We start from the raw sequence: 22,677 nt of genomic DNA on the forward strand, positions 1-22,677 counted from the left end.
AGATCCCTCGCCTAGACGTTGCTGTCGGCCATCAGGCGCACGACATCGTCCAATGACGCGCCGCCGAGAATGGCCGCCACCGGAAGATCGCGGTTCAATTCGGCCCGGACCCGTTTGCGGAAGTCCAACGCCTGCAGGGAATCCAGGCCGAGCGCGACCAGCGGCACGGAGCTGTCGATGAGGTCGAGCCCATCGGTGCCCATTACCTTGCCCAGTTCCACCCGCACCTGCTCGGACAGCAAACCGGCGGACGGCTCGACCGCCTCCGGCAGCAGGGCCGCGACGGGAGCGGGCGCAGCGACAACCGGCATGACCGGCGCTGGCACCGAGTCCACCCGCGCCAGCACATCGGTGAGCAGCGGACCCCAGCCGACGGCCGAGATGATGTCGTTCAACTGCGGCCAGTCGGCGGCCATGACAATGCGATTGCCGGGCCGACCGATCTCGGCGTACTCGGTGAAACCGATGGCGAGTGCGTCGTGCGGGTCCATGGACTGGCCGCCCGCGGCGGCGATCCGATCCACGCCGACCGCATGCAGTGGCCCCGCGAGATCCCAGATGCCCCATTGCATCGCAACGGCATTCGTACCCGCGGCGCGCAGACGGCTGGCCAGCACATCGAGCATCCGGTTGACGCTCGCGTAGAGAATCTGCCCGCGACCACCGAAGGTGGCCGCCGCGGAGGAGCAGATAATGATCCGAGCATCGGCGGCCAGCGGCAGCAGCCGCAGCAGGTGTTCGGTGCCGATGATCTTCGATGCCGCCATCTCGAACAGCTTCTCGCCGGTCACCTCGGCGAGTTCGGCGCGCACATAGTTCACCGCGGCGTGCACGAGCATGGTCGCCGGTGTGTCCGTCAGCGCGGCGGCGAGATCCCGCACACTGGATGCTTCGCTGACATCGCATGCGAAGACCGCGACCTCGGCCGCGCCGATCTGCCGAATGGCGCGCAATCGTGCTGCGACGGCGTCGGTCTCGCCGGACCGGCTCAGCAGTGTGATCCGCCGCGCGCCACGATCGGCGAAGTGTTCGGCGAACTTCAGGCCGAGCGTGCCGGTGCCGCCGACGATGACGACATGCTCGAGCTCCGCGTCATCCGGAGCCCCGGCGAGCGGATCGCTGTCCACCTCGAGCCGCTTGGCGTAGAGACCGCCCGCGCGCAGTGCGAGCTGCGGTTCGGCCTTGGCGTGCAGTGCCCGCACGATCGCGGCGGCCTGCGCCGGATCGGCATCGCCCAGGTCGAGATGCCGGAAGGCGGTGCCGATATTCTCCAGACCGATGCAGCGGAATCCGGCGGAGACCGCGCCGTGGAACAGCTGCGGTGCCGGATCGTTGGCGACCGCGGATTCACCGCCGACGGTCACCAGCCAGCAGTCGGTGATGGTGGCGTCGAGCGCGGGGAGCCAGCGGGCGTCATAGAACCGCGCCAACTCCTCGATCGCGGCGGGTCCGTCCAGGTCGGGCAGCTGCGGCAGCAGTACGACGACCGAGTCGTAGGCACCCGTATCGGCTGGTTTGTCGGGGTCATAGACGCAAGCGCCGCCGCCGTGGTCGTAGGCCGCGGTGCACAGTGCCGCGGCGAGTTCGGCGCACTGTCCGGTGTGATCGACGACGAGCATGGTGCGCGGGGACACCAGCGAGCGACGCTCGAGCCGCACCCAGCGCTCCGCCAGCCGGGTCGCGGCATGTTCGGAGCGGACCGGTCCGGGGGTGTCGTTCGTCCGGTATGCGGCCCACAGCCGATGCGGATCGAGCACGGTGTTGGGGAAGTCCCGCAGCGGCAATCGCGCTGCACCCGAATCGGATTCGAGCCGCAACGCATCCCACCGATAGTTCAGATCGTGCACCGCGACGGTCGCCAGATTCCGCGTGAACTCCCGCAGCCCCGTCGCGCTGCGCAGCGAGGTGCCGATCACCCGGAACTCGCGCTGCGGCGATGCCGGATCCCGCGGCACCGTGCTCAGGTTTTCCTGAATGGCCAACTGCAGCATGGGATGTTCCGACATTTCCACGAAGGTGTCGACATCGGCGGTGGCCGCCGTGATCGCCCGATCGAACCGGACTCGATTGCGCAGATTCCAGTACCAGTACTGGTCGTGCCGCAGATCGGGCGTAATGGCGGTGCCGAGCGTCGCTCCGTAGCAAGGAATTTCGGTGGCCGCGAAGTGCGCGCCGGTCATCTCGTCGCCGAGCACCGCCTCGAGCACCTCCCGGTACTCGCTGACCACCGAGGTATGCGCCGGATAAGCGACGCGGATCTCCTTCGCGAACTGGCCGCGCGCGGTCGCGGTCGCCACCATATCGACAATGGTCTCGCGGTCACCCGAAATGGCGAGGATGTGCGCCGAGTTGATCACCGACAGCTCGGCCCAGCCCGAATGCCTGGCCAGCAGCGCCTCACATTGATCGCGGTCCATGCCGAGCACGGCCATCGAATAGCCGCGCGGCGAAAGCTGATCGACACACAGGGCCCGATGTGTCACCGCCAGCACCGAATCGCGCAGCGTCATGACCCCTGAGGCCGCACCGGCCGCCAACTCCCCCTGGCTGTGTCCGATCGTCGCGGTGGGTTCGACACCGGCCGCACGCCACATCGCGGCCAGCGCGAACATCTGGAACATCAATGCGGGCTGCACCACTCGCACGGCGTCCGCGAACTCCCCCTCGGTGCCGAGCAGATAGTGCAGCGGCTCCCGGTGACCGAACCGATCCTCGAAGATCGCGACGCATTCGTCGACTGCAGCGCGGAACGCGGGCGAGAAGTCGTAGTAGAGCTTGCCCATTCCGGGGCGCTGACTGCCCTGGCCGGGGAACACGAATCCGATCCGCCGAGCCGCAGCCACGCCGTCGGTGGATACCACCGCGGGATGTTCGGCATCGGCGATGATCGACCGCAGCGCGTCGCGGAGTTCGGCACTGGTCTCGACCATGGCGAGTGCCCGGCGCCGCCGCGCGACCCTGGTGCGAAACAGCATGTCCGCCACGCGATCCGGACCGATGCCGGGATGCCGTTCCAGATACGACAGGATCGCCGCGGCCTCACCGCGCAGTCCATCGACCGTATCGGAGGACAGTAGGACCGGGATGGTTCCGTCCGGAAGTCGGTATTCAGGCATCGATATCCTCCAGCACGGGCATCGCCAGGATCGCGTGTGCATTGGTGCCCGCGACGCCGAACGAGGACACCGCGCCGTAGCGCAGGCCATCGACCGGATCCCAGGGTTCGAGTTTTGTGGCGAGCCGCAGGCTGGTGGCATCCCAATCCACCTCGGCGGTGGGGTTTTCCGCGTAGAGGCTCGGCGCTATCTGCCCGTTCGCACCGCTGAGCAGCACCTTGATCAAGCCGAGCAGCCCCGAGGCGGCCTGTGCGTGACCCATATTCGACTTCACCGAACCGAGCAGCGGACCGTCTTCGCCGCGATTGATATCGCCGTACACCTGCGCCAGGGCGGTCAGCTCGAGCGGATCGCCGACCGGTGTTCCGGTGCCGTGCCCCTCGATGAGCCCGAGATCGTCCGGCCGAATTCCGGCCGCGGCCACAGTCTTCTCGATCAGCCGCCGCTGCGCCGGGGCGCTCGGCACGGCGATGGGTGCGCCCCTGCCATTGTGATTGATCCGGGTCGCCAGCAGTCGGCCGTAGATCCGATGGCCGAGTTCGCGTGCGCGCGATTCGTGTTCGATGACCACCACACCGGCCCCCTCGCCCCACAGCGTGCCGGTCGCATCGGCGGCGTAGGAGCGGCAGTGTCCGTCGGCGGCCAATGCGTTGTTCTTGGAGAACTCGAAAAATGCGGCGGGCGAACCCATTACGCACACGCCACCGGCCAGCGCCCAATCGCACTCGCCGGCGCGCACCGCATTTGCGGCCAGGTGGACCGCGGTCAACGCTGAGGCGCATGCGGTGTCGGTGGTCACCGACGGCCCGACCAGCCCGAGGCTGTGCGAGATCCGGCCCGCCACCGCGCCGAGCGCCGTCCCGGTCACCCGGTATCCGGTGTACTCGGTGACCACACCGCCCTGCGGACCGTATTCATTGATGGACGCGCCCATGAAGCAGCCGACCTCGACGCCGTCCAGCGCGCCCGGATTGATGCCCGCGTTCTCCAGCGCCCGCCAGGCCACCCGTAGCGCGACCCGCTGCTGCGGATCCATGGACAGCGCCTCGCGCGGGGTGATGCCGAAGAACATCGGATCGAATTCGGTTGCCTCCGAGAGGAAGCCACCGGCGTCGGCGACCCGGCTCCAGCCCTCGCGGCGATGCAGCGAAAGCAGCTCATCGATCGGCCATTCCCGATTGCGTGGGAACGGTCCGATGAGTTCACGCGACTCGGCCAGCGCGGACCAGAACTCGGGCAAAGTATCGATACCGCCCGGCGCCTCGACGGCCATACCGGAGATGACGATCGGATCCATATCCGGGCTCATCCGACCCGATCCAGTTCGGGCGCCAGCAATTCCGCGAGACCGGTGGCATTGTCGTTCAGGTAGAAGTGACCGCCGTCGAAGACGGTGACGTCGATCTCCTGCGCACTGTGGTTGGACCAGGCATACAGCTCACGCGGGGTGATGAAGTGATCCTCGGCGCCGCCGAGCACATGAATCTTGGCCTGCACCTTGACATCCACCGGGCAGGTATAGGCATCGAAGGCCCGGTAGTCGGCCTGCACCACCGGCAGCGCCATCCGCATCACCTCGCGACTGCCGAGCACCTCGGCGCCGGTCCCCGCCAACGCGCCGAGGTGGTCCAGGATCTGTTCGTCGTCGGTCGGATGCGGCGGCAGATCGACGGCCCGACCCGGTGCGACCGCGGCGGAGGGCGCGAGCAGCCGCACCTCGATTCCGGCCGCCTCTGCGGCACGGACCAGCTCGAATGCCACCATCGCGCCCATGCTGTGGCCGAAGACGGTGAGCGGCAGACCGCGATTGTGTGCCGAAGTGCGGAATTCCGCGAACGCACCGGCGGCGAGTTCGGGCAGCGTGCCGAGCGCCGCCTCGCGGGCCCGGTCCTGACGGCCCGGATATTGGAAGACCAGCACATCGAAGTGTTCGCTGAGCACCTTCGAGAACGCCCGATAGGTGGAGGCGCCGCTACCCGCGTGCGGGCAGATCAACAGCGGTGGGCAATCGACGGAGCGGGGCCGGTGGAATTGCCGGATCCATCCGAGAGTTGCTGGCATTTCTTGACTCCTGCGCTTCCGCCGAACGTTGCCCGACGCGATGGTCGCGCGGCAGCGTCAATGGTCGGCGGCGTACAACACCCCCCGGCTCGCTGCACTGATCTGATTTCTGAACGGTCGCCCGATATTAGCGTAGGCTACCCTAACAAGTCCACTGGTTCGTGCTCCGCACTCACTGATCGGTGAGATATCCGCCGCGCGTGAAGAATTCGGTGGCCGCGTGCTCCACACCGTCGGCAGTGCGGATCCGGGTGATCACCAGACCGCGATTGCGACCCCGATGCGCCTCCTGACCGCAGACCACCGCGCCGCCGCCCTCCTGCACGATCACCCGGCCCGGCGTGCCGCCATAGCGCGCCTCCGAGACCACGGCCTCGAGCACCTCGATCCGCTCGCCGCGGTAATAGGTGAATGCCCGCGGATACGGCTCGGACAGCGCACGCACGAAACGCTCGAGGTCCACCGCCGACCACGTCCAGTCGATTCGACTGTCCCGCTCCGAGCGCTTGTGGAAGTAGGTCCGCTCGGATTTGCGCTGCGGCTGCCATTGCGCGGTACCGGATTCGAGGGCGTGCAGCGCCTCGGCCAACGCGTCGGGGATGAGTTCCATACCGCGCAGCACCAGTTCGGTGCCGGTATCGGTGGGCCCGATGGGAAGCGACCGCTGCACCAGGATGTCGCCGGTGTCCAGCCCCTCGTCCATCCGGTGCACGGTCAGGCCGGTTTCGGATTCACCGCTGATCAGCGCCCACAGCACCGGGGAGAATCCGGTGAATTTGGGCAGCAGCGAATCGTGCAGATTCAAGGTGCCGTGCGGGGGCAGGTTGTAGAGCTCGGCGGGCATCCAGGTGTACCAGCTGTTCACCACGATGACGTCCGGCTCGGCCCGCTTCACCAGGTCGATGGTCTCGGCATCGGCCCGCTGCGTCAGATGCACCGGAATGCCGTTCTCACGGGCGAGTTCCTCGACCGAATCCGACCAGATCCCCTTATAGGAGTCCGCACTTGCCGGATGCGTGACCGCGAGCATGACCTCGTGCTCGGAATCGATCAGGGCCTGCAGGGTGCTGCGACCCCAGGTCTGGAAGCCGAAGAAGACAATGCGCATGAAAACCTCACGTAGCTGAATTAAGGGAGATCAGGCCGGTCGCGCGGCCACACCACGCCGCGCACCGACGACCTGACGCGCCGGGGCCGTACGCAATACCCGATCCGAAAGTTCGCCGAGGCAGCTGAGATTCGGGAATCCCGGCCCCTGTGCGACGGCCGCCATATTCGGCAGATAGAGCTTCGCGTCCAGTCCGGAGACCGCCAGGTCGTAGCCGATCGCGGCCTCCAGCCTGGTCTGGGTCAGCGGTCCGCCGACCGCGAGTTCGAGCAGGTCGGCGGCGTTGGCATCGAAAAGTTCCAGGAACCACAGTGGCTGTCCGCCGGTGGCATCGATCACCAGATCGAAGGTGTGCACCTGATCCGGGCGGCGGTCGTTGCGCAGTGTCATGGCGACTCCGTCACCCTGTTCGGCGATCCGCACGACCCGGCCCTGTAGATGGTGCACACGGTTGTCGCCGATCACGCTCTCCTGCACGCGAACCGAGAAGACGCCGCGGTCGGTACGCCGGATGACATCGCGGCGTTCGTCCATGCTCAGCGTGTTCCATTTGGTCGGATCGCTGAAAAGCGCATTCTCGAAATAGCTTTCGCCGCGGGTGTAGATCGTGGCCTTGGGCGTGATGACCGAGATGGTCAGCATGTCGTGGCGGACCAGCTCGTCCAGGGCCGAGCCCGCGGTCTCGCCGCCGCCGATCACCGCGGCCCGCGAGGAGACCGGCAATGCGCGCTTACCCGCCAGATCCCAGAATTCGGCGATGCTGAGCACCCGGGGATGCTCGGCCAGTGCCCGGCGGCTGTGGCCGGGGCCGGTGATCATCAGTGCGTCGGTATCTATTTCGGTGGTCACGCCGTCCGCGCCGGTCACCGAAACCAGCCAGCCATCGGCCGCCGCGGCGACCGAATCCACCGTCCCCAGCACCAATTCGAGATCGATCACGCGGGCCACCCACTGCAGGTATTTGGCCCACACGTGATGCTGCGGGCTCGGGCGGCCGCGATCGATCCACTCGGCATAGGTGCCGTGTTCGACCAGGAACGAGGTCCAGCTGTAGGCCATCATCGCCTCATCGATGGCGCGGTTGTGCCCGCGCGCCCAGGTCGAGCGGTACGGGAAACCGATGTCCTTCTCCGGACTGGTGCCCAGCCGGTGCTGTCCGTCGGTCCAGCCGCCGCTCGGCAGCCAATTGCCGCCGACCGCATGCGCCTCGACCACGATCACGCGCGGGGCCGCGAGCCCCAACTCCCGCATGACGTGCGCTTTAGCCGCCACCGCAAGAGCTTTCGGCCCAGCTCCGACCACCAACAGTGTGTCCACGGTTCTCCTGCGTTCGATCACGGGCGGCAACCAGGGTCACCTAACTTCTGGCTAATAGCTTTGCATAGGCTTACCTTATATTGCACTGCAGTGCCAGTCCCTGGGACGGATGCACTACCGCCTCCGAACGATTGGAAGTATCGATGTTCAGCATCAGAAACAAGCCGGTGGCGCGCGCCGCCACCGCGGTGTTCTCGCTCGCCGCGGCGGCCGTGATCGGCGCATTCAGCACCGTCGCCACGGCGGTTCCGGCCACTGCCGCGCCCATCGGCGCGCGGATGCGGACCGCCGCACCCGGCGTGGGTGAGCTGAAGGCCAAGCTGCAGCTGGTGTTCAACACCGGGGCCGGGCGCTCGGCCCGCGCGGCCGAACTCGAAGCGGGCGAGGCCGGTCTCGGCCTGGTCGATCAGATCGGCACCGTCATGGCCGCCGCCCCGTCCAGCTTCCGCTGGGATGTGCTCGGACCGGTCAATATCTCCGGCGATCTGCTCAACGCCCAGCTGACCACCGCCATCGACGGCTGGGACCCCTGGTACTTCGACCTGTCCTGGAAGCAGATCGACGGCACCTGGAAGCTGACCCGCGAGGCCGAATGCACCCTTGCGGGCGTCGCCATGCTCCCCTGCAACCTGTAATCACGGGCACCACAGGCAAGTCGGCCCCGAGGCGAACGAATACCTCGGGGCCACACGACTATTCGGCCGACAGCTGCGGCGCGGCGGGTAGCGTACCGCCGGAATACGCGACCGGCACGCGAGGCGAAGGGCGCCGCGCCACAACAACTCCCAATAGCCGGCAACGAGCCAACTGACTGCGGCAACGACCATGCCCCCAGAAGCCGGACAGATCCATATCGTCGGAGTACGCCCCGAACGAAGTCGATCCCCAACCTTTCAACCACTGCGGGCACTCCGCACGCGATAGCGGACACCCCGCGACATTCAAGTGTGTTTAGGCTAACCTAATCTTCATGGGCAGAGGTTTCGAAGGGTTGATGCTGAAGGCGTGGCGTGCCGAGGACTACCGACTCACGGTGACCTCGACCGAGTACATCAGCGATAAGTACCTGCGGCTCGGCTTCCAGGCGGGCGGACTGCTCGCGGATCATCCGGTGCATCCGACCCAGTGGGTGCGGCTGTGGATTCCGAATGGCGAGCGCGAACACCAGCGCGGTTACACCCTGGTCGATCCCGATCCGGCCGGGGACAGATTCTCGATCGAATTCGCGGTGCACCACGGCCCCGCCTCGGTATGGGCGCAGAATGCCGCGGTGGGCGATGAGATCGATGTGTCGGTGCAGGGTTCGGACTTCCAACTCCCCGATCCGCTGCCCAGCGAATTCGTCATCTTCGGCGACACCGCCTCGCTGCCCGCCATCAACTCCCTACTCGATGCCATCGGCGATATTCCGGCGCGGGTATGGCTGGAATGGCAATACGAATCCGATACCGGTCTGCCGGTGCGCAATAAGCCGCACCACCGGGTGACCTGGGTGCAGCGCGTCGACGACGGCCGACTGCTGCGCGAACAGGCACAGGAAATGGACTGCCCGAAGGACACCTACGCCTGGGTCGCCTGCGACGGACACACCACGCGTTCGATCGTCAAGGCGCTCAAGACAACCCACGGGCTGCCAAAGACCTCGATCAAGTCCCGCGCCTATTGGAAGTAACGAGATCATCCTCCGGGATGACCCCACTCGCTACTTTCTGGCGACGTATCCGCCCCACCCGATACGCGATGCTGATGCTCGAATTCGAATCGCCGCCGCAGCACTCTGAGCCCGGTGGCGCGGAAGCGAGCGGGCAATGTCGATCATCGATGCAGTCGTAGCCGCCACTGCCATCCTTTTCGCGATGGCCGCGGCGGTATTTCCCAGGCACGTCGCGCACGCCATGCCGGTGGTGTTGCCGCTGCTGGTCGTCGGCTGGCTGGTCCAATTCCTATTGGAGAACCTCTACTGGCAGATGGTGCCGAGCTATCTGGCCATTGTCGCCGCGACGCTGCTGGTCTTCAGCCGATCGCGGCGTAGCGCGGCGATACTGCGCGAGCTCGCGATCACCGAACCGCCAGCGAAGCACCGAATCCCCGCCTTCGTCGCGCCCGTGGCCGTCGGTCTGCTCGCCGTGCTCGCCATTGTGCCGTGGAGCGTTCCGCCCGTTCCCACCCTGCCCGAGCCGTCCGGCCGATACCGCGTCGGCTCGGAGATCTTTCGCTGGGTCGATCAGCAAAGGCCGGAGACGGCAACGGATTCCACTGCGGACCGGCGCAATGTCATTGTGCAGGCCTGGTATCCGACGGAGTTCACCTCGGCACGGCAGTGGGTCTATATCGACGGGCTCGACCGGCTGCCGAGCCGAGTCACCCAGATTCCCGGGTTCCTCATGAACAACTACGGACGGATCGATACCCACGCGTACGCCGATGTGCCGATCAGCGCCGAACGCGCGCGCTGGCCGGTGGTGCTGTTCTCACCCGGATACGGCGCTCCCCGCGCGTTCTACACCGGACTCGTCAGCGATCTCGCCAGTCGCGGCTTCGTCGTACTGGCCATCGACCATCCCTATGAGGTGGCCGTCACCGAACTCGCGGACGGCTCCGTCGCAACCCCGATCGAGGACTTCCCGGACAACGACGCGGACGGCGAGCGGTATATGACCGGACAACTCGAAGTCCGCAGGGGCGACCTGCGTTTCGTGGTCGATCAGTTGGACCGGCCCGAGGCGATGGGCGCACTGGCGGGACGGTTGGATACCGATCACATTGCCGCAATCGGACATTCGTTCGGTGGCGCGAGCGCAGTCGCGGCGGCGGCCGACGATCCCCGGATCAAGGCGGCGGCGAATATCGATGGCACCCTCTACGGCGATCTGCCGAACCGCGCATTGCCACAACCGTTCCTGCTATTGGAGAGCGATCACGCCGAGACCGGCCATTCCACGAACTACCTGGACCGCAACCGCGATCTCATCCAGCACCTGCGCGCAGGCGGTTTCCGCTACGAGATCGCCGAGGCCAACCATTTCGGCTTCACCGATGTCCCGTTATTCCTCACCGCACCAGTACGATTCGCCGTCGCCCAATTCATCGGCGGTGAGCGCGGTCCGGTGGATACCCAGCGCGCGGCCAACGACATGCTCGCGGCCTTCCTACAGGGGCCGCTCGGTGGAACACCCGGGGATGTTCCGGCCGCTGCGGCCCAGCACGCCGATATCCGCGGCGGCCCCATCGCCTAGACCCCGCGGCAGCCTCGTAGGCTGGAATGGCGGGGCGGTAGGCTCCCGCCTTTCCGAGCCAACACAGGCCCGGACACTGAGCGGCTAGGCAAGAGCCGCTTCCAACCGCCAACCGGTGGCAGGCGCCGCTCGTTCCAGAAGTCCGCATATCGTCCGCCCAGCGCCAAAAGCTCGGCGTGCGTGCCACGTTCGACGATCCGCCCGTCATCCAGGAACAGGATCTGATCGGCGTACGCGATGGTGGCGGCCTTCGACCAACTCGTCGCCGAGACCGTTAAGAGCATCATCGAAAACGAACCTGGCACGCTGGTGTATGCCACCAACACCGTTGAGGGGAAACCGCTCTCGCGGATCTTCTATGAGGTGTACCGCGACCGCGAGGCGTTCGAGGAGCACGAGCGGCAGCCGCATACCCGGCGGTTCCTGGACCAGCGCAGCGAATACGTCGCATCGTTCCGCGTCGAGTTCCTTGCCCCAGCAGTCTCGAAGGGCCTGCCCGCAGCCTGACTACAGGCTTGCCCGACCGTGACGCTGCCAGCCCGGACTGCAAGTGCACCTACAGCACGCCGACAGTTCTGATCCCGAATATCGAGGGTTACGGATGGGCGGAGTGCGATCCCATACCTGCCGACGCGGGGCTGACCCACAACTACTACCTGCAACTGCAACGGCGAACTCCTGACAACACATGGGAGAGGGTCGGCGAAGCGAAGCGGTCGAGCATCATCCCCACATCGCGTCAGACCTACACGACCCCCAGGCGCCCTGCGTGCCTGGGGTTTATCGGATCTATGCCAACGCCACGGGTAAGATTCAGGGGCGAGATTACGAGTACCCCCAGGTATCCGGCCAAAAAGTCGTGACAGCTGCCATGTGCGGGTTGTGACCGCCGCCCAATGCGAATAGAGGATGATATGTCGCTTTTGAGTGGACGCCGATACGCCGACTACCACGGGCCGATCAGCTTGCGCGAACGTGCGGCATCGTTCGCACGCCGGTTCTCGCGCCCAAGGACGCGGCGTCGGCACCCCCGAGACGTGAGCAACGGTCCGATGCTGCATCGCGAGCTGTGGTGGTGGACGGTGCGACCGGAGATGGGCAAGGGTTCACGTCGCTTCGTAAGCAAGCCGATGTATGCGACTCGGGAAATCCCTGGTAACGACCATGACGCGGCAACCGACTGGATGATCGACCGCATCGCGCATCTGCTCTAGTCCAAGCAAGTCTGCGCCCCGCCTACTCCATTGGGAACGACGACAGCGCCCCGAATCTCACTGTGGAGGTTCGGGGCGTTCGTCGTATCGAGTGTTCTCGACAACCGCTGATCTACTAGGCGTTCTTTTATGTTCGGACCCCACCAGGCCGAGCCTAATACCTTTCACCTGCAACGACATTCACAGATCAGGCGCCGCCGAAACCACCGACCGCGACGACCAGTGGATACTCAGCGCGCGGCAAACGACATACTCGCGGCATTCCTACAAGGACCACGCGGTGGATCACCCGGGGATGTTCCGGCCAACGCGAGGCCCGAACGCTGAGCGGCTAGGCGGGAGCCGCTGCCAACCGGTGGCAGGCGACCGCTCGTTCCAGAAGTCCGCATATCGTCCACCCAGTGCCAAAAGCTCAGCGTGCGTATCACGTTCGAAGATCCGTCCGTCATCCAGGAACAGGATCTGATCGACGTGCGCGATGGTAGCCAGCCGATGCGCGACAACGCATGACCGTTTATCCCTGGTGAGTTCGCTAGATAGAAGTCTCGAGTCAAGATCTTGGCCGGATTTGCCTGGTCACGTAGCTGATAGTTTCAAACGTCCGTCGCGACCGCGCGGTAATGCCGATTCAGGGCATTCGCAGGAGCGTGTACACGATCTCGGCTGCACCGATGAATTCCGGGTGGATCCTTCGTCCATACGTCTGGATAGACCGAAAAGACAGGAGTCCAGACATGATGCGACCGTTTCGATTCGGGGTCGTTGCCCCGCTCAGAACCGACCTGCCGACGTGGCGAGATCGCGTGCGCCGCATCGCCGACAGCGGCTACTCGACGCTGCTGGTGCCCGACTTCCCGCAGACGCAACCGGCGCCCGGCCCCATGCTGGCCACCGTCGCGGCCCTGACCGACCTGCGTGTGGGCACCTGGGTGTACGCCTCCCCACTACGCCCGGCCTGGCTGACGGCGTGGGAAGCGCACTCGCTGTCGCTGCTGACCGAGGGTCGCTTCGAGATGGGCATCGGCACCGGCAGACCGGGAATCGAGGACGAGCTCCGCGACAAGGGAATGCCCGACGTACCGCCGCCGTACGAGCGGCTGGCACAGGTACGTGAGACCGTCAAGACGCTGCGAGATCTCGACGGCCCCGACCTGCATACGCCCGTGGCGATGGCCGTACTCGGTCCGAAGGCCCAGGCGTTGGCGGCCGAGGTCGCAGACACGGTCACCTTCGTGCTTGGGGATCAGCCTCGGGGCGAAGTCGCGCGGCTGGCACGCGATTTCCGCGCTGTCGCGGACGTCGAGCTCGCGCTCGCCGTCCCGGTCATCGGCGACACGGTCGCGCCGCATATGGCGCCTCCCGACACCGACCCTGCTGCGCTGCGCGCGGTGGACGCAATGACCGTACTTCCGGATGACCCGGCGGCCGCCGCCGAGGAAATTCAGCGGCGACGCGAGGAGATCGGCTTCTCCTATTTCATCTTCGGCGCCGACTGCGCCGACAGGTTCGCTCCGGTCGTCGCCGAGCTCGCCGGACGTTAGTTGGGCGGCGAGGGGGTCGCAAGCGCGGCGACGTAACCCTTTTGAGACTGCTCGCTCATGCTGACGTGAGGATGTTGCGTATGTCGGCCCCGTACCGCTGCTTCGTCGACGACACCGGATACCGCCCCGCAAGGCAGGCACCGGGGCCGCCGCAGCTGACAGGATGTGCCTATGGCCATCACCGCCCGCCTGTTCGCCGTCACCATCGACTGCCCCGACCCCACCCGACTCGCTCGGTTCTATCAGGAGTTCCTCGGCGGTCAGCTACGTTCCTCCAGCCCGGACTTCGTTGTGCTCACCAGCCGCCACGACGTCCGTCTGGACTTCCAGCGCGTTGCCAACCACCAGCCACCCGCATGGCCCGATCCCGCCGCGCCACGTCGACTCCACCTCGACTTCGCTGTCGAAGACCTCGGCCAGGCCGAACAACACCTCCTCCGCCTCGGCGCCGTGCTGGCGTCTCAACAGCCCGGCGGTGAGCGCTTCCGTGTCCTTCTCGACCCCGTCGGACATCCCTTCTGCATCGCTACCACCGCAGCAACTGACGTTCCCACCGACGAACCCGACCGTCCTGTCGGATCGACCCATCCAGCGGGCTGACGATAGGCATAGCGAGTGAGCTCTCCTACCGTTGGGTGCGCAGCGCGTCTAAGCGGGCGTAGTCACTGGTGATCATTCCAACCCAGGTCACGATCGATCAGCTCGAACAGCTGCTCGTTCCACGGGCGATAGAACTCACGCAGCCGGGCCACCGATGCGTCGTCGGGGTCGGGGAATTCGAGCGGATTGCGGTTCAATACGTGGTGCAGGACCGGCTCGATGGCGCGCAGTCCGAGGAATTCGTGGATACCGCGCACGGTCTTGCAGATATCGGCGAAGAAGTCCTCGGCGGTGACGATATAGACATTGTCCTTGCCGAATGCCGCGAGCCAGCGGGCCACCGCATTGGCGTAGACACCGGTGCTGAGCACCGGCATGGAGGGCAGCGAGGTCGGGGGCGGTGGGGCCGGAAACATGTCCAGCGCGTATCCGATGTAGTCGGCGAAGGTCCTGCCGTACGGCATGGCGCACAGGCCGTCCTTGTTACTGAGGAACAGATCCCATTTGTAGTGCGAATAGGCACGATCCACCGGATCACGCAACATCATGACGATCTTGGCGTCCGGACGGGCCGCACTGTAGTTGTCGATCAACGGAAGATCGTGCAGCAGTGGGTCGAAGTAGCCCGTCAGCGCCCGGCCGGTACATCGCAGCACCTCGGCCTTCTCATGTTCGGTCGGGAAGTACGGCCCCCAGAACTGCGGGTAGCCGTGGCCGATCTCCTTGGTGAGCGGCGCCAGGATGCTCGGATGCTGCATGAGATAGCTGGCCAGATCGGTCGTACCGCTTTTCAGCGCGCCGACACAGGCGAAATCCGGCGACACTCGCGGTCCGCCGAAGCGCCGCAACCACAGCCGAACCGGAGGTACTCTGCCGAAATAATGCGGCAGCGTCAGATAGCGCATTCCCAGCTGCACGGAGCGCAGCGGATGTGCGAGATAACTCTCCCGGTTGTAGCGGTGCAGTTGCCATTCTTCGAATACTTCGAAGCCCTTCGTGTACTTGTCGGAGGCGTAGTCCTGCGCACTCGACGGCGTCACCCCTGTTGACATTGAAACTTCCCTCGCATTACTTGATCATCGCCGCCCGGCCCGCGGCGGTCGTAGCACCGAACCAACTGTGGTGAATGGTTTCGGCGGCTCTGGACGCGCAAATAGAGGAAACACACGTTGTTACCTCCCGTCCCCGATCCCGCTGCCCTTCGGAATCGAATGCGGACCACCGTAGCGCCGAGTTCGTCTCGGCGACACCGGAATCCGCGTGGACCGTCATATCGATCAGATCCGAAGAAGACGATGCATCCGATTTGGGCAACTTCACAAGACCCGTGAACCGGGGGGGTGGACTCGACAACAACCTGGATTTACCGATATGCCCGACCACCTGCAGTTCGACACCAACGCAACGGTTCTCATCGTCGGCGGCTACGGCACCGTCGGCGCCGAACTGGCCCGCCGCGCTCCCGCACCTCGGCAGCTGCTGCTCACCGGCCGAAATGCCGTGCGGGGCAGGCCCCTTGGTGAGGAACTCGGCGCGCGGGTGGCACATTGGCACCGCACTGACGCCACCGGCTTCCACACCGACGCGCGCGCGGTGGTGAGTACGGTCAACGATCCCGACGACCGCGTACTGCGGGCCGCCGTCCGCGCGGGCATCCCTTACGTCGACATCACCCGTTGGACAACCCGCCCAACTCGGGCCGCCGTGGTCGCCGCGACGCTGCATCCCACCGCACCGGTTCTACTGTCCTCGAGTTGGATTGGTGGCGTCACCGGATCGGTGACCGCCGCGCTCGCCGAACAAGTGGGCGGCGCAAAGGAAGTCGATATCGCAGTTCGCTAGCGCTTGCCGATCGGGCAGGGTTCGACTCGGTGAATTCATGGACCGACTCGGCATGGAATTCGAGATAATCCAGAATGGCGTTCGGCGCATGACGATGCCACTGCGAGATTCCCGGCAGGTGCGCATCGGCGGTGCAAAGATTCGGGTCGCCCGGTTGCGCACCGTCGGCTACGCACAGACCTCCATGCGCGCCGTCGCCGCCGCGGCCGATGTGCGCATCGGCCATCTGCAGCACTACTTTCCGAGCCGGACCGAGCTGATCCAAGCGGTGCTGCGTCAGGTGTCGAAAACCTCACGGACACTTGGCAACGCATGCGATGCGGTCGATGGCAACCGCCCACTCATGGTGTCGCCGACCACGCCGGGCTTTCGGTCGAACGACCACCCGGACCCGCGGATTTCACGCGTTCGACGCGCCGAGGAAGGTTGTGTGAACGGCGGGTCATACCGGTATCTTTCGCGCCCGAACGTCACTAGCTTCTGCTGCTGAACAGAATTCGACTGTGGTTGGAGTTGTGAAAATGTTTGTCACGACAATTATTTCGAATATGAGCGATTGCCACCACGATCCGGGCGACCTGACCAAGGAGCAAGCGCACCGCGCGATGCAAGTGCACCTGTATTGCAGTGTCGACATCTGCAAGGTCCGCCGCCGCGCCAGACAGACCCTGGTCGAGTCCCGTCGGATGGTCTTGGACGAACGCGCCCAGCCGTAGGCGGCGCAACCGTGCCGACCCGGAATCGACGCGACTGTCCCGGCGTTGTGCACAACTATGAGAGCAGCATCGCAAAGCGATTCCGCCGGGGGTGGTGGTCGGGTGACGGGTGGGCCTGCCACCGAATCCGATCGCTCCGCCATCGTCGACACCGGTACCACATTCGGCGCCAAGGTCGCCGCCCGCCTGGCACAGGAGAACATCATCTGGCTGACCACCGTCGGCCCCAGTGGGACACCGCAGCCGAATCCGGTGTGGTTCCAGTGGCGCGACGGTGAATTCCTGATCTTCAGCCAGGCCGATAAGTCCAAACTGCGCAATATCGCCCGCAACCCGCGGGTATCGCTACACCTCAACAGCACCGAGAGCGGTGGCGATGTGGTGGTGCTGACCGGCACCGCCCGGATCGATGAGTCCGGTGCCACCCCGGCGGAAACCGCCGCATTCACCGAGAAATACACCGAGGGACTGGCCTCCATCTCGATGACCGAGGACCAATTCCACGCCGAATATTCGGTCGCCGTACGGATCACCCCGGATCGGCTGCGCGGCTTCTGAGCCCGACCCGGCCGTGAGCTGGGGGTTTACCGGCGGCTAAGGTCATTGCCGATGAGAAGGAGGCAGCAGCCGCCGTTGCCCAAGCGGCACGGCCTGGACCCGGCCCGGCTCCGCCTACCGGAGCAGGGTGGCTGGGCGACGATTCGCGACCACCTCGTGGAGCGGCTGCCGCGCGTGCCGGCCGCGCGGATCGACGAGCTACTACATCAGGGCGGCATCGTCGACCTGGCCGGTCCGATCGCCCCGGACGCGCCCTATGTGCCGGGCGGTGCGGTCTGGTTCCATCGCGATCTGCCCGACGAAACCGTGGTGCCCTTCGATATCCCCATCGTCCATCGCGACGACGATCTGCTCGTGGTGGACAAGCCGCACTTCCTGGCGACGATTCCGCGCGGCCAGCACATTCTGCAGACCGCCCTGGTCCGGTTGCGCCGCGAACTCGACCTACCCGATCTCGTTCCGGCGCACCGGCTCGATCGCGTCACCGCGGGACTGGTGCTCTTCGTGATCAATCCGGCTCGGCGCGGGGCCTACCAGACCATGTTCCACAAGCGCACGGTGCATAAGGAGTACGAGGCCATCGCGGCCTTCGATCCGGATCTGGCGCTGCCGCGGACGGTGCGCAGCCGCATCATCAAGGAGAAGCAGGTACTCGCCGCACAAGAGGTCGACGGCGAGCCGAATGCCGAGACCTGGATCGAGTTGGTGGAGCAGCGCGGCGGACTGGGCCGCTACCGGCTGCGACCGCGGACCGGCCGCACCCATCAGCTGCGGCTACACATGAACGGACTCGGCATTCCGATCCTGGGCGACGACTTCTATCCGGTGCTCACCGACAAATCTGTGAACGATTTCACCCGACCGCTGCAACTGCTGGCCGCATCACTCGAATTCACCGATCCGATCAGCGGCGCGCCCCGCCGCTTCGACAGCGCACGCACGCTGCAGGCATGGGCGGATCCGGACGGCTGGCGGACCGGCATTAACACCGTCGGCGCGTGATGCGAAACCGATAAGACCATGACGATCACGCCGCCCGCGCAGTTCGGCCGACGCTCGCCGGTTGCGCACGTCCGTAGACTGGTCCCGATGCTTCAACAGGACCTCGACGAAGCGGTACCGCCCCGCCACAAGCTGCACGCCTATCTGGACGTGGCTGTTGTGGTGATCGTCCTGGCGGGCACCAATCTGATCGCCCACTTCACCACCGCGTGGGCGAGCATCCTGACCGTTCCGATCGCCGCCGTGGTGCTGCTCGCGCTGATGCGCCGACGCGGACTCGGCTGGTCCGAACTCGGACTCTCGCCGCGGCACTGGCGTCGCGGCACGCTCTACGCGCTCGGCGCGGTCGGCCTGGTGCTCGCGGTGGTGGCGATCGGCGCGCTGCTGCCGATGACCCGGCCGTTCTTCCTGGCCGACCGCTACGCCACCATCTCCGGCGCACTCATCGCATCGATGATCGTGATCCCACTGCAGACCGCGATTCCGGAGGAGTTGGCCTTCCGCGGCGTCCTGCACGGCACCCTGGACCGGGTATACGGCGCGCGCGGGGTCTTCGCAGCGGGCTCGCTGCTCTTCGGCCTCTGGCATATTGCCTCATCGCTCGGCCTGACCACCAGCAACCGCGGCCTGACCGGATTCTTCGGCGGCGGCACCGCGGGCCAGATCATCGGCATCCTCCTCGCCGTGGTGGCCACCGCGGCCGCGGGCGTCGTCTTCACCTGGCTGCGCCGCCGCAGCGGCAGCCTGCTGGCGCCGATCGCCCTGCACTGGTCCGTCAACGGCGCAGGTGCCCTGGCCGCCGCCATCGTTTGGCATACCACCCTGACCTGATCCCGGATCGGGCGTAAATTCCGAATATGCCCCTTGGACACCTCGGCATCAACGTCACCGATCTCAGTGCCGCCCAGGCCTACTACGACGAGCTGATGCCGCTGCTCGACTATGCGCCGCTGATCAGCGCGGCCGACCAATTCGCCTACTGGCCCGCCGACAACAAGCCCGGCACGTTCATCTTCTTCTACCCGGCCGAGTCCCCGGGCTACTCGCGCACCGCTCCCGGTCTCCAACACCTCGCCTTCATGGTCCGCACCCGCGCGGCCGTCGACCGCGTACACGTCTGGGCCAGCGCTCGCGGCGACGAGATCATCCACGCTCCGCAGGAATTCCCCGAGTACCCGCCGCCGTACTACGCCACCTTCTGGACCGGCCCCGACGGCGTCATGCTCGAGGCCGTCTGCCACAAGAACGCCTGAGCCCCCTAGGACGATGACACGTCGCGTTCGCGCATTTGTTCGAGTTTTCGGACGCGGAGCATTGACCTCGGGCGGGTAGCGGTTTAATCTCGGTGCGATCACACATATGTTCGAGCAAGTAGGTCTGCATCGAGATGACACCTACTCCCGGGAAGGCTCGCGATGCGCGACAAACAGTCGACCGATAGGTCCGAGATTGCCGCGTTGGCCGAGCGGGTCGCGAACGCGCGTGGTCGGTTGCCGCTGCAGGATGACGCGGCACTGGTGCAGGTGTTGTCCGATGCCGAGATCGATGCGGAACGTGAACTCGCGCAATGGGTTCGGGCGCAGCGGCGGGGGCAGCGCAAGCGGGCCGTCGAGGACGAACTGACGGCGGAGAAGCGTAATCGGCGGACCACGGCCGCGATCCAGCGTGCCGACGACGCGGACGCGCGCTGGCATCGGCGGGCGCTGGCGGCGCGGCGGCGGGTGTCGAATCAGGATGCGCGACTTGCCCAGTTGTACCGCAGGGCCGAGTGGTCATCGCGTGCGCTGATCGTGGTGGTGGTGCTCGGCATGGTGTGGGCCGGGGTGAACGTACAGCACAACCTGGTGCCCAGCGGAAATATGGCGGATCCGCTCTACTGGTTGAGCTATGGGATCGAGGCGATGATCTCGATCCCGATCATCACCATCATGGTCGCCGCGACCACCGCCGCCAGGTGGGGCCGCGAACTCGACCGGGGCAAGGTCGTCTTATTCGAAGCCGCGCTACTCGGCACGACCGTCGCGCTCAACGCGGGCCCGCACCTGGCCGCCGGTTCCTTCGGGCAGGCCGCCGAATACGCGATCGCCCCCGTCATGGTCGGCGTCGTGATCTGGTTGCACGCCTGGGTTTCCGCGCGTTATGCCCTGCTCATCGATAGCGTCCCGCTGATCGACGACGAGCCCGAGCTGCCACCCCGGCAGCGGGTCACCACCGAGCGCGGCGCGCCGATCACCACATTCCGCGCCGACGAACCGACCGACCGCCGAGAACTGCTGGCCGCCAAGGGTTTCGACCCCTTGCTCGACCAGGCGGGCGTCCGCTTTCCGGTCGATATGACCGACCCCCACGCAGCACATATCGCCGAGGCAGCGATGCGCGGCGCGCAGCCCGAGGCGGTCCCCGTCTCCCGGCTCGACTGCACCGAAACCCTGGTCTACCACGCACAAAGCACCCGTTCGACCAACGGCCGCCGCACCCAACAGATCCCGACCGTCGACGAATATCGGCGCGCCGGCAGTCCGACGACCGTTCCGTCCTCGAATTCGATCCATGAAGGCACGCGAACCTTCACCACCCCTGCCGCCCACCCCATCTCGCACCACGGAACGCTGAATTACGCGGAGCCGAATTACCCCGCAACCCACGAGGCACCCACTGCCGCGCATACCGAAACCGCCACGCGCACAACGCCCAGCGCGCAAATCGTCCCCGATATAACTGGCGCAGACGATATCCCTGCCCCGTCGACAAGCTTTAACGGCGCAGGCCAAACCCCGTCCATCGGCCACGGCCAACCGCCCACACCCGCCTCCACCGCAGGTGACGCACCTGTCCACGATGCCGCCGCCACCCGCGCAATGCTCGACGAATCGGCGACGACCGAAGGCATCTCACCGCACTCCACACAGCCCAACGCGCCCCACACCCCAACCGCCGTGGCAGGCCAGAACCCACAGCCGAACTACAACCCGGCTGCTGCCCCGAGCGCATTCGGCGAGAATATGATTCACGCCTCCGACCCGGATCCGCGTCTCGTATCCGATCCCGCCACGAGCCCTGCGACCGACCGCGCCGCGCACACCGCCACAAACTTCGAGCCCCGCATATCACCAGCTCCCACCGACCAGCACACGACTGCCGCTTCGCCCCAGCCCTCCACCACACCGGCGACCGCCGCAAACACCAGCGACCAGCACACAACTCCTGCTGCCACTGCGGCCGAGCCCCGCACCGCACCGGTGACCACTCACGCCGGGTACGCGGCTCCCATGAGCACCCGCGCCGAGCGCACTGCTGGCTCAGGCGTCGCATCACAGACAGCACAGGCGAATACGGCCAGCCCTCGCGACGAGCACACCACTGCTGGCTTCGGCGTCGCACCGCAAACAGCACAGCCGACAACAGCCAGCCCTCGCGACGAGCACACCACCTCCGCGGCAAGCACCCATGACCAGCACACGAATCCTGCCTCGGGTATCAATCCGCCGCCAGCACAGTCGAATACGCCCGCAGCTCGCGACGAGCACATCACTTCTGGTGCCCCAGAAGCAGATTCCCAGCGGGCAAGCACCATTCGCCCGGTCATGGATTCGCAACTGAGCATCTTCGATACCACGACAGTGGAACCAGCGGCGCAAACCGGCCACGACGCGGCCGAGAACCGTGCGCCCGCCGCCACAGCTCGCGTTCAGCACTCGAACACTCGAACCGAAACCCCAACGCGGACCGAAACCCAGCACACCACCGGCAGCGCAGCTCCGACCCCGGCCGAGCGCATCGGGCGGGTTGTGGGATCGCAGACGGATCACCGCCCCTCGAGCACCGAGGACACCCGCGTCACCGATCACGAACATTCGCGGCACCGCACCGCGGAACCCGAGGCCGAGGTCAAGCAGCTCGACCAGCGCCGCACCACCAGCGAGGTGATCAGCGAAGTCGTGCAATCACTTTCGGCCGATGAGTTATTGGCCGAGAACCTCGGCTCGGAGAGCGATGACATCGAGGTGTGGTCGGTCGCGCGTGCGATCGCGGGGCGCGGACTTTCGGTCATCCCGGTGGAGCAGCTCGCCGAAATACTCATGCTCGCCGATCAATCGTGGACCCCGACCAGCATCGGCGCGGAGGTCGGACTCTCCCGCACCGCCATCGCCCAGGTCCTGGAGTTCGCCAGGCGGGTCCGCCGCCCCTACGCGATCAGCAGCTGATCGGGCACGGGGTTGCGATCAGCTGATGCGCAAAGGCCGTCCGGCTCGGATGTTCCGAGCCAGACAAGCTGGGACTGATCGCCCGTATGGCCATGGCATACCGAGCAATACGCCGCCAGCGACATACGCACAGTGGAAGTGAGAGTTAGTCGAACATGGGT

22 protein-coding genes and 2 pseudogenes are annotated in these 22,677 nt (G+C 65.9%); 15 read left to right on the top strand and 9 right to left on the bottom strand.

Features of this window, described 5'->3' with window-relative positions; genetic code table 11:
* Positions 1–11: 11 nt before the first annotated feature.
* From nbtC to ACWEO2_RS19525, 5 genes are all read right to left on the bottom strand, one after another.
* Positions 12–3,116: a nocobactin polyketide synthase NbtC gene (nbtC, locus tag ACWEO2_RS19505; protein ID WP_452406586.1), complete on the bottom strand. Its 3,105-nt coding sequence runs from the start codon at positions 3,114–3,116 to the stop codon at positions 12–14.
* Entirely contained in the window at positions 3,109–4,425 is a 1,317-nt protein-coding gene (locus ACWEO2_RS19510) for a beta-ketoacyl [acyl carrier protein] synthase domain-containing protein (protein WP_452406587.1), read from the bottom strand. Before ACWEO2_RS19510 ends, nbtC begins: the two co-directional genes overlap by 8 nt.
* Complete coding sequence (locus ACWEO2_RS19515) at positions 4,422–5,177, bottom strand: thioesterase II family protein (protein WP_452406588.1); 756 nt, start codon at positions 5,175–5,177, stop codon at positions 4,422–4,424. The genes ACWEO2_RS19510 and ACWEO2_RS19515 overlap by 4 nt, the downstream gene beginning before the upstream one ends.
* 172 nt (positions 5,178–5,349) lie before the next feature.
* The gene (locus ACWEO2_RS19520; protein WP_452406589.1) at positions 5,350–6,285 is read right to left on the bottom strand and encodes a methionyl-tRNA formyltransferase; all 936 of its coding nucleotides are present in this window, start codon (positions 6,283–6,285) and stop codon (positions 5,350–5,352) included.
* 30 nt (positions 6,286–6,315) lie between these two features.
* Positions 6,316–7,602: a SidA/IucD/PvdA family monooxygenase gene (locus ACWEO2_RS19525; RefSeq protein WP_452406590.1), complete on the bottom strand. Its 1,287-nt coding sequence runs from the start codon at positions 7,600–7,602 to the stop codon at positions 6,316–6,318.
* Between the two features lie 143 nt (positions 7,603–7,745).
* On the opposite strand from ACWEO2_RS19525, the gene ACWEO2_RS19530 reads away from it, so the two are divergent.
* From ACWEO2_RS19530 to ACWEO2_RS19540, 3 genes are all read left to right on the top strand, one after another.
* Positions 7,746–8,237, top strand: coding sequence for a hypothetical protein (locus tag ACWEO2_RS19530; RefSeq protein WP_452406591.1), 492 nt, complete (start codon positions 7,746–7,748; stop codon positions 8,235–8,237).
* A 335-nt stretch (positions 8,238–8,572) separates the two neighbouring features.
* Positions 8,573–9,274 carry a siderophore-interacting protein gene (locus ACWEO2_RS19535; RefSeq protein ID WP_452406592.1) on the top strand — a complete coding sequence of 234 codons (702 nt, stop codon included), beginning with the start codon at positions 8,573–8,575 and terminating at the stop codon, positions 9,272–9,274.
* 136 nt (positions 9,275–9,410) lie between these two features.
* The gene (locus ACWEO2_RS19540) at positions 9,411–10,838 is read left to right on the top strand and encodes an alpha/beta hydrolase family protein (RefSeq protein WP_452406593.1); all 1,428 of its coding nucleotides are present in this window, start codon (positions 9,411–9,413) and stop codon (positions 10,836–10,838) included.
* Positions 10,839–10,922: 84 nt separating this feature from the next.
* Here the strand turns inward: ACWEO2_RS19540 and ACWEO2_RS19545 are convergent.
* A pseudogene (locus ACWEO2_RS19545) lies at positions 10,923–11,089 on the bottom strand (ABC transporter ATP-binding protein); the annotation flags it as partial.
* Here ACWEO2_RS19545 and ACWEO2_RS19550 point away from each other — a divergent pair.
* Positions 11,076–11,345, top strand: coding sequence for a putative quinol monooxygenase (locus ACWEO2_RS19550; protein WP_452406594.1), 270 nt, complete (start codon positions 11,076–11,078; stop codon positions 11,343–11,345). The pseudogene ACWEO2_RS19545 and the gene ACWEO2_RS19550 overlap by 14 nt on opposite strands.
* Positions 11,346–11,875: 530 nt before the next feature.
* The gene (locus tag ACWEO2_RS19555; protein WP_452406595.1) at positions 11,876–12,052 is read left to right on the top strand and encodes a hypothetical protein; all 177 of its coding nucleotides are present in this window, start codon (positions 11,876–11,878) and stop codon (positions 12,050–12,052) included.
* A gap of 285 nt (positions 12,053–12,337) precedes the next feature.
* Here ACWEO2_RS19555 and ACWEO2_RS19560 read toward each other — a convergent pair.
* Positions 12,338–12,583 (bottom strand): annotated as a pseudogene (locus ACWEO2_RS19560) (ABC transporter ATP-binding protein); the annotation flags it as partial.
* A gap of 203 nt (positions 12,584–12,786) precedes the next feature.
* Between ACWEO2_RS19560 and ACWEO2_RS19565 the strand changes: the two are divergent.
* Together ACWEO2_RS19565 and ACWEO2_RS19570 are read left to right on the top strand one after the other, a co-directional pair.
* Complete coding sequence (locus tag ACWEO2_RS19565) at positions 12,787–13,593, top strand: LLM class flavin-dependent oxidoreductase (RefSeq protein ID WP_452406596.1); 807 nt, start codon at positions 12,787–12,789, stop codon at positions 13,591–13,593.
* 171 nt (positions 13,594–13,764) lie between these two features.
* A complete protein-coding gene (locus ACWEO2_RS19570) occupies positions 13,765–14,193 on the top strand; it encodes a VOC family protein (RefSeq protein ID WP_452406597.1) in 429 nt (142 codons plus the stop codon).
* A 62-nt stretch (positions 14,194–14,255) separates the two neighbouring features.
* Here ACWEO2_RS19570 and ACWEO2_RS19575 read toward each other — a convergent pair whose 3' ends face one another.
* Positions 14,256–15,245, bottom strand: a complete 990-nt coding sequence (locus tag ACWEO2_RS19575) for a sulfotransferase family protein (protein ID WP_452406598.1) — start codon at positions 15,243–15,245, stop codon at positions 14,256–14,258.
* A gap of 319 nt (positions 15,246–15,564) precedes the next feature.
* Between ACWEO2_RS19575 and ACWEO2_RS19580 the strand changes: the two genes are divergently transcribed.
* From ACWEO2_RS19580 to ACWEO2_RS19615, 8 genes are all read left to right on the top strand, one after another.
* Positions 15,565–16,035 (top strand): hypothetical protein, encoded by a 471-nt coding sequence (locus ACWEO2_RS19580; protein ID WP_452406599.1) that lies wholly within the window; start codon positions 15,565–15,567, stop codon positions 16,033–16,035.
* Positions 16,036–16,189: 154 nt separating this feature from the next.
* Entirely contained in the window at positions 16,190–16,525 is a 336-nt protein-coding gene (locus ACWEO2_RS19585) for a TetR family transcriptional regulator (RefSeq protein ID WP_452406600.1), read from the top strand.
* A 58-nt stretch (positions 16,526–16,583) separates the two neighbouring features.
* The gene (locus ACWEO2_RS19590) at positions 16,584–16,751 is read left to right on the top strand and encodes a hypothetical protein (protein ID WP_355183894.1); all 168 of its coding nucleotides are present in this window, start codon (positions 16,584–16,586) and stop codon (positions 16,749–16,751) included.
* 102 nt (positions 16,752–16,853) lie between these two features.
* Positions 16,854–17,309 (top strand): TIGR03667 family PPOX class F420-dependent oxidoreductase, encoded by a 456-nt coding sequence (locus ACWEO2_RS19595; protein ID WP_452406601.1) that lies wholly within the window; start codon positions 16,854–16,856, stop codon positions 17,307–17,309.
* A 51-nt stretch (positions 17,310–17,360) separates the two neighbouring features.
* Positions 17,361–18,311, top strand: a complete 951-nt coding sequence (locus tag ACWEO2_RS19600; RefSeq protein WP_452406602.1) for an RluA family pseudouridine synthase — start codon at positions 17,361–17,363, stop codon at positions 18,309–18,311.
* An 87-nt stretch (positions 18,312–18,398) separates the two neighbouring features.
* Positions 18,399–19,142, top strand: a complete 744-nt coding sequence (locus ACWEO2_RS19605; protein ID WP_354961741.1) for a CPBP family intramembrane glutamic endopeptidase — start codon at positions 18,399–18,401, stop codon at positions 19,140–19,142.
* 26 nt (positions 19,143–19,168) lie between these two features.
* Positions 19,169–19,564, top strand: a complete 396-nt coding sequence (locus ACWEO2_RS19610) for a VOC family protein (RefSeq protein ID WP_452406603.1) — start codon at positions 19,169–19,171, stop codon at positions 19,562–19,564.
* A 162-nt stretch (positions 19,565–19,726) separates the two neighbouring features.
* Positions 19,727–22,516, top strand: a complete 2,790-nt coding sequence (locus ACWEO2_RS19615; RefSeq protein ID WP_452406604.1) for a hypothetical protein — start codon at positions 19,727–19,729, stop codon at positions 22,514–22,516.
* On the opposite strand, the gene ACWEO2_RS19620 is transcribed toward ACWEO2_RS19615, so the two are convergent.
* Positions 22,498–22,677: hypothetical protein (locus ACWEO2_RS19620; protein ID WP_452406605.1), on the bottom strand; the 180-nt coding region annotated here is incomplete at its 5' end. The genes ACWEO2_RS19615 and ACWEO2_RS19620 overlap by 19 nt on opposite strands.

The sequence above is a fragment of the Nocardia sp. NPDC004278 genome, assembly GCF_053602975.1.

What these genes read in the sequence shown, in the direction of transcription:
- ACWEO2_RS19600 (WP_452406602.1), top strand. Translation starts at nt 17,361, where the DNA reads ATGAGAAGGAGGCAGCAGCCGCCGTTGCCCAAGCGGCACGGCCTGGAC.
- ACWEO2_RS19580 (WP_452406599.1), top strand. Translation starts at nt 15,565, where the DNA reads ATGCCCGACCACCTGCAGTTCGACACCAACGCAACGGTTCTCATCGTC.
- ACWEO2_RS19515 (WP_452406588.1), bottom strand. Translation starts at nt 5,177, where the DNA reads ATGCCAGCAACTCTCGGATGGATCCGGCAATTCCACCGGCCCCGCTCC.
- nbtC (WP_452406586.1), bottom strand. Translation starts at nt 3,116, where the DNA reads ATGCCTGAATACCGACTTCCGGACGGAACCATCCCGGTCCTACTGTCC.
- ACWEO2_RS19535 (WP_452406592.1), top strand. Translation starts at nt 8,573, where the DNA reads ATGGGCAGAGGTTTCGAAGGGTTGATGCTGAAGGCGTGGCGTGCCGAG.
- ACWEO2_RS19610 (WP_452406603.1), top strand. Translation starts at nt 19,169, where the DNA reads ATGCCCCTTGGACACCTCGGCATCAACGTCACCGATCTCAGTGCCGCC.
- ACWEO2_RS19605 (WP_354961741.1), top strand. Translation starts at nt 18,399, where the DNA reads ATGCTTCAACAGGACCTCGACGAAGCGGTACCGCCCCGCCACAAGCTG.
- ACWEO2_RS19565 (WP_452406596.1), top strand. Translation starts at nt 12,787, where the DNA reads ATGATGCGACCGTTTCGATTCGGGGTCGTTGCCCCGCTCAGAACCGAC.
- ACWEO2_RS19550 (WP_452406594.1), top strand. Translation starts at nt 11,076, where the DNA reads ATGGTGGCGGCCTTCGACCAACTCGTCGCCGAGACCGTTAAGAGCATC.
- ACWEO2_RS19520 (WP_452406589.1), bottom strand. Translation starts at nt 6,285, where the DNA reads ATGCGCATTGTCTTCTTCGGCTTCCAGACCTGGGGTCGCAGCACCCTG.
- ACWEO2_RS19530 (WP_452406591.1), top strand. Translation starts at nt 7,746, where the DNA reads ATGTTCAGCATCAGAAACAAGCCGGTGGCGCGCGCCGCCACCGCGGTG.
- ACWEO2_RS19540 (WP_452406593.1), top strand. Translation starts at nt 9,411, where the DNA reads ATGTCGATCATCGATGCAGTCGTAGCCGCCACTGCCATCCTTTTCGCG.
- ACWEO2_RS19575 (WP_452406598.1), bottom strand. Translation starts at nt 15,245, where the DNA reads ATGTCAACAGGGGTGACGCCGTCGAGTGCGCAGGACTACGCCTCCGAC.
- ACWEO2_RS19510 (WP_452406587.1), bottom strand. Translation starts at nt 4,425, where the DNA reads ATGAGCCCGGATATGGATCCGATCGTCATCTCCGGTATGGCCGTCGAG.
- ACWEO2_RS19570 (WP_452406597.1), top strand. Translation starts at nt 13,765, where the DNA reads ATGGCCATCACCGCCCGCCTGTTCGCCGTCACCATCGACTGCCCCGAC.
- ACWEO2_RS19615 (WP_452406604.1), top strand. Translation starts at nt 19,727, where the DNA reads ATGCGCGACAAACAGTCGACCGATAGGTCCGAGATTGCCGCGTTGGCC.
- ACWEO2_RS19590 (WP_355183894.1), top strand. Translation starts at nt 16,584, where the DNA reads ATGAGCGATTGCCACCACGATCCGGGCGACCTGACCAAGGAGCAAGCG.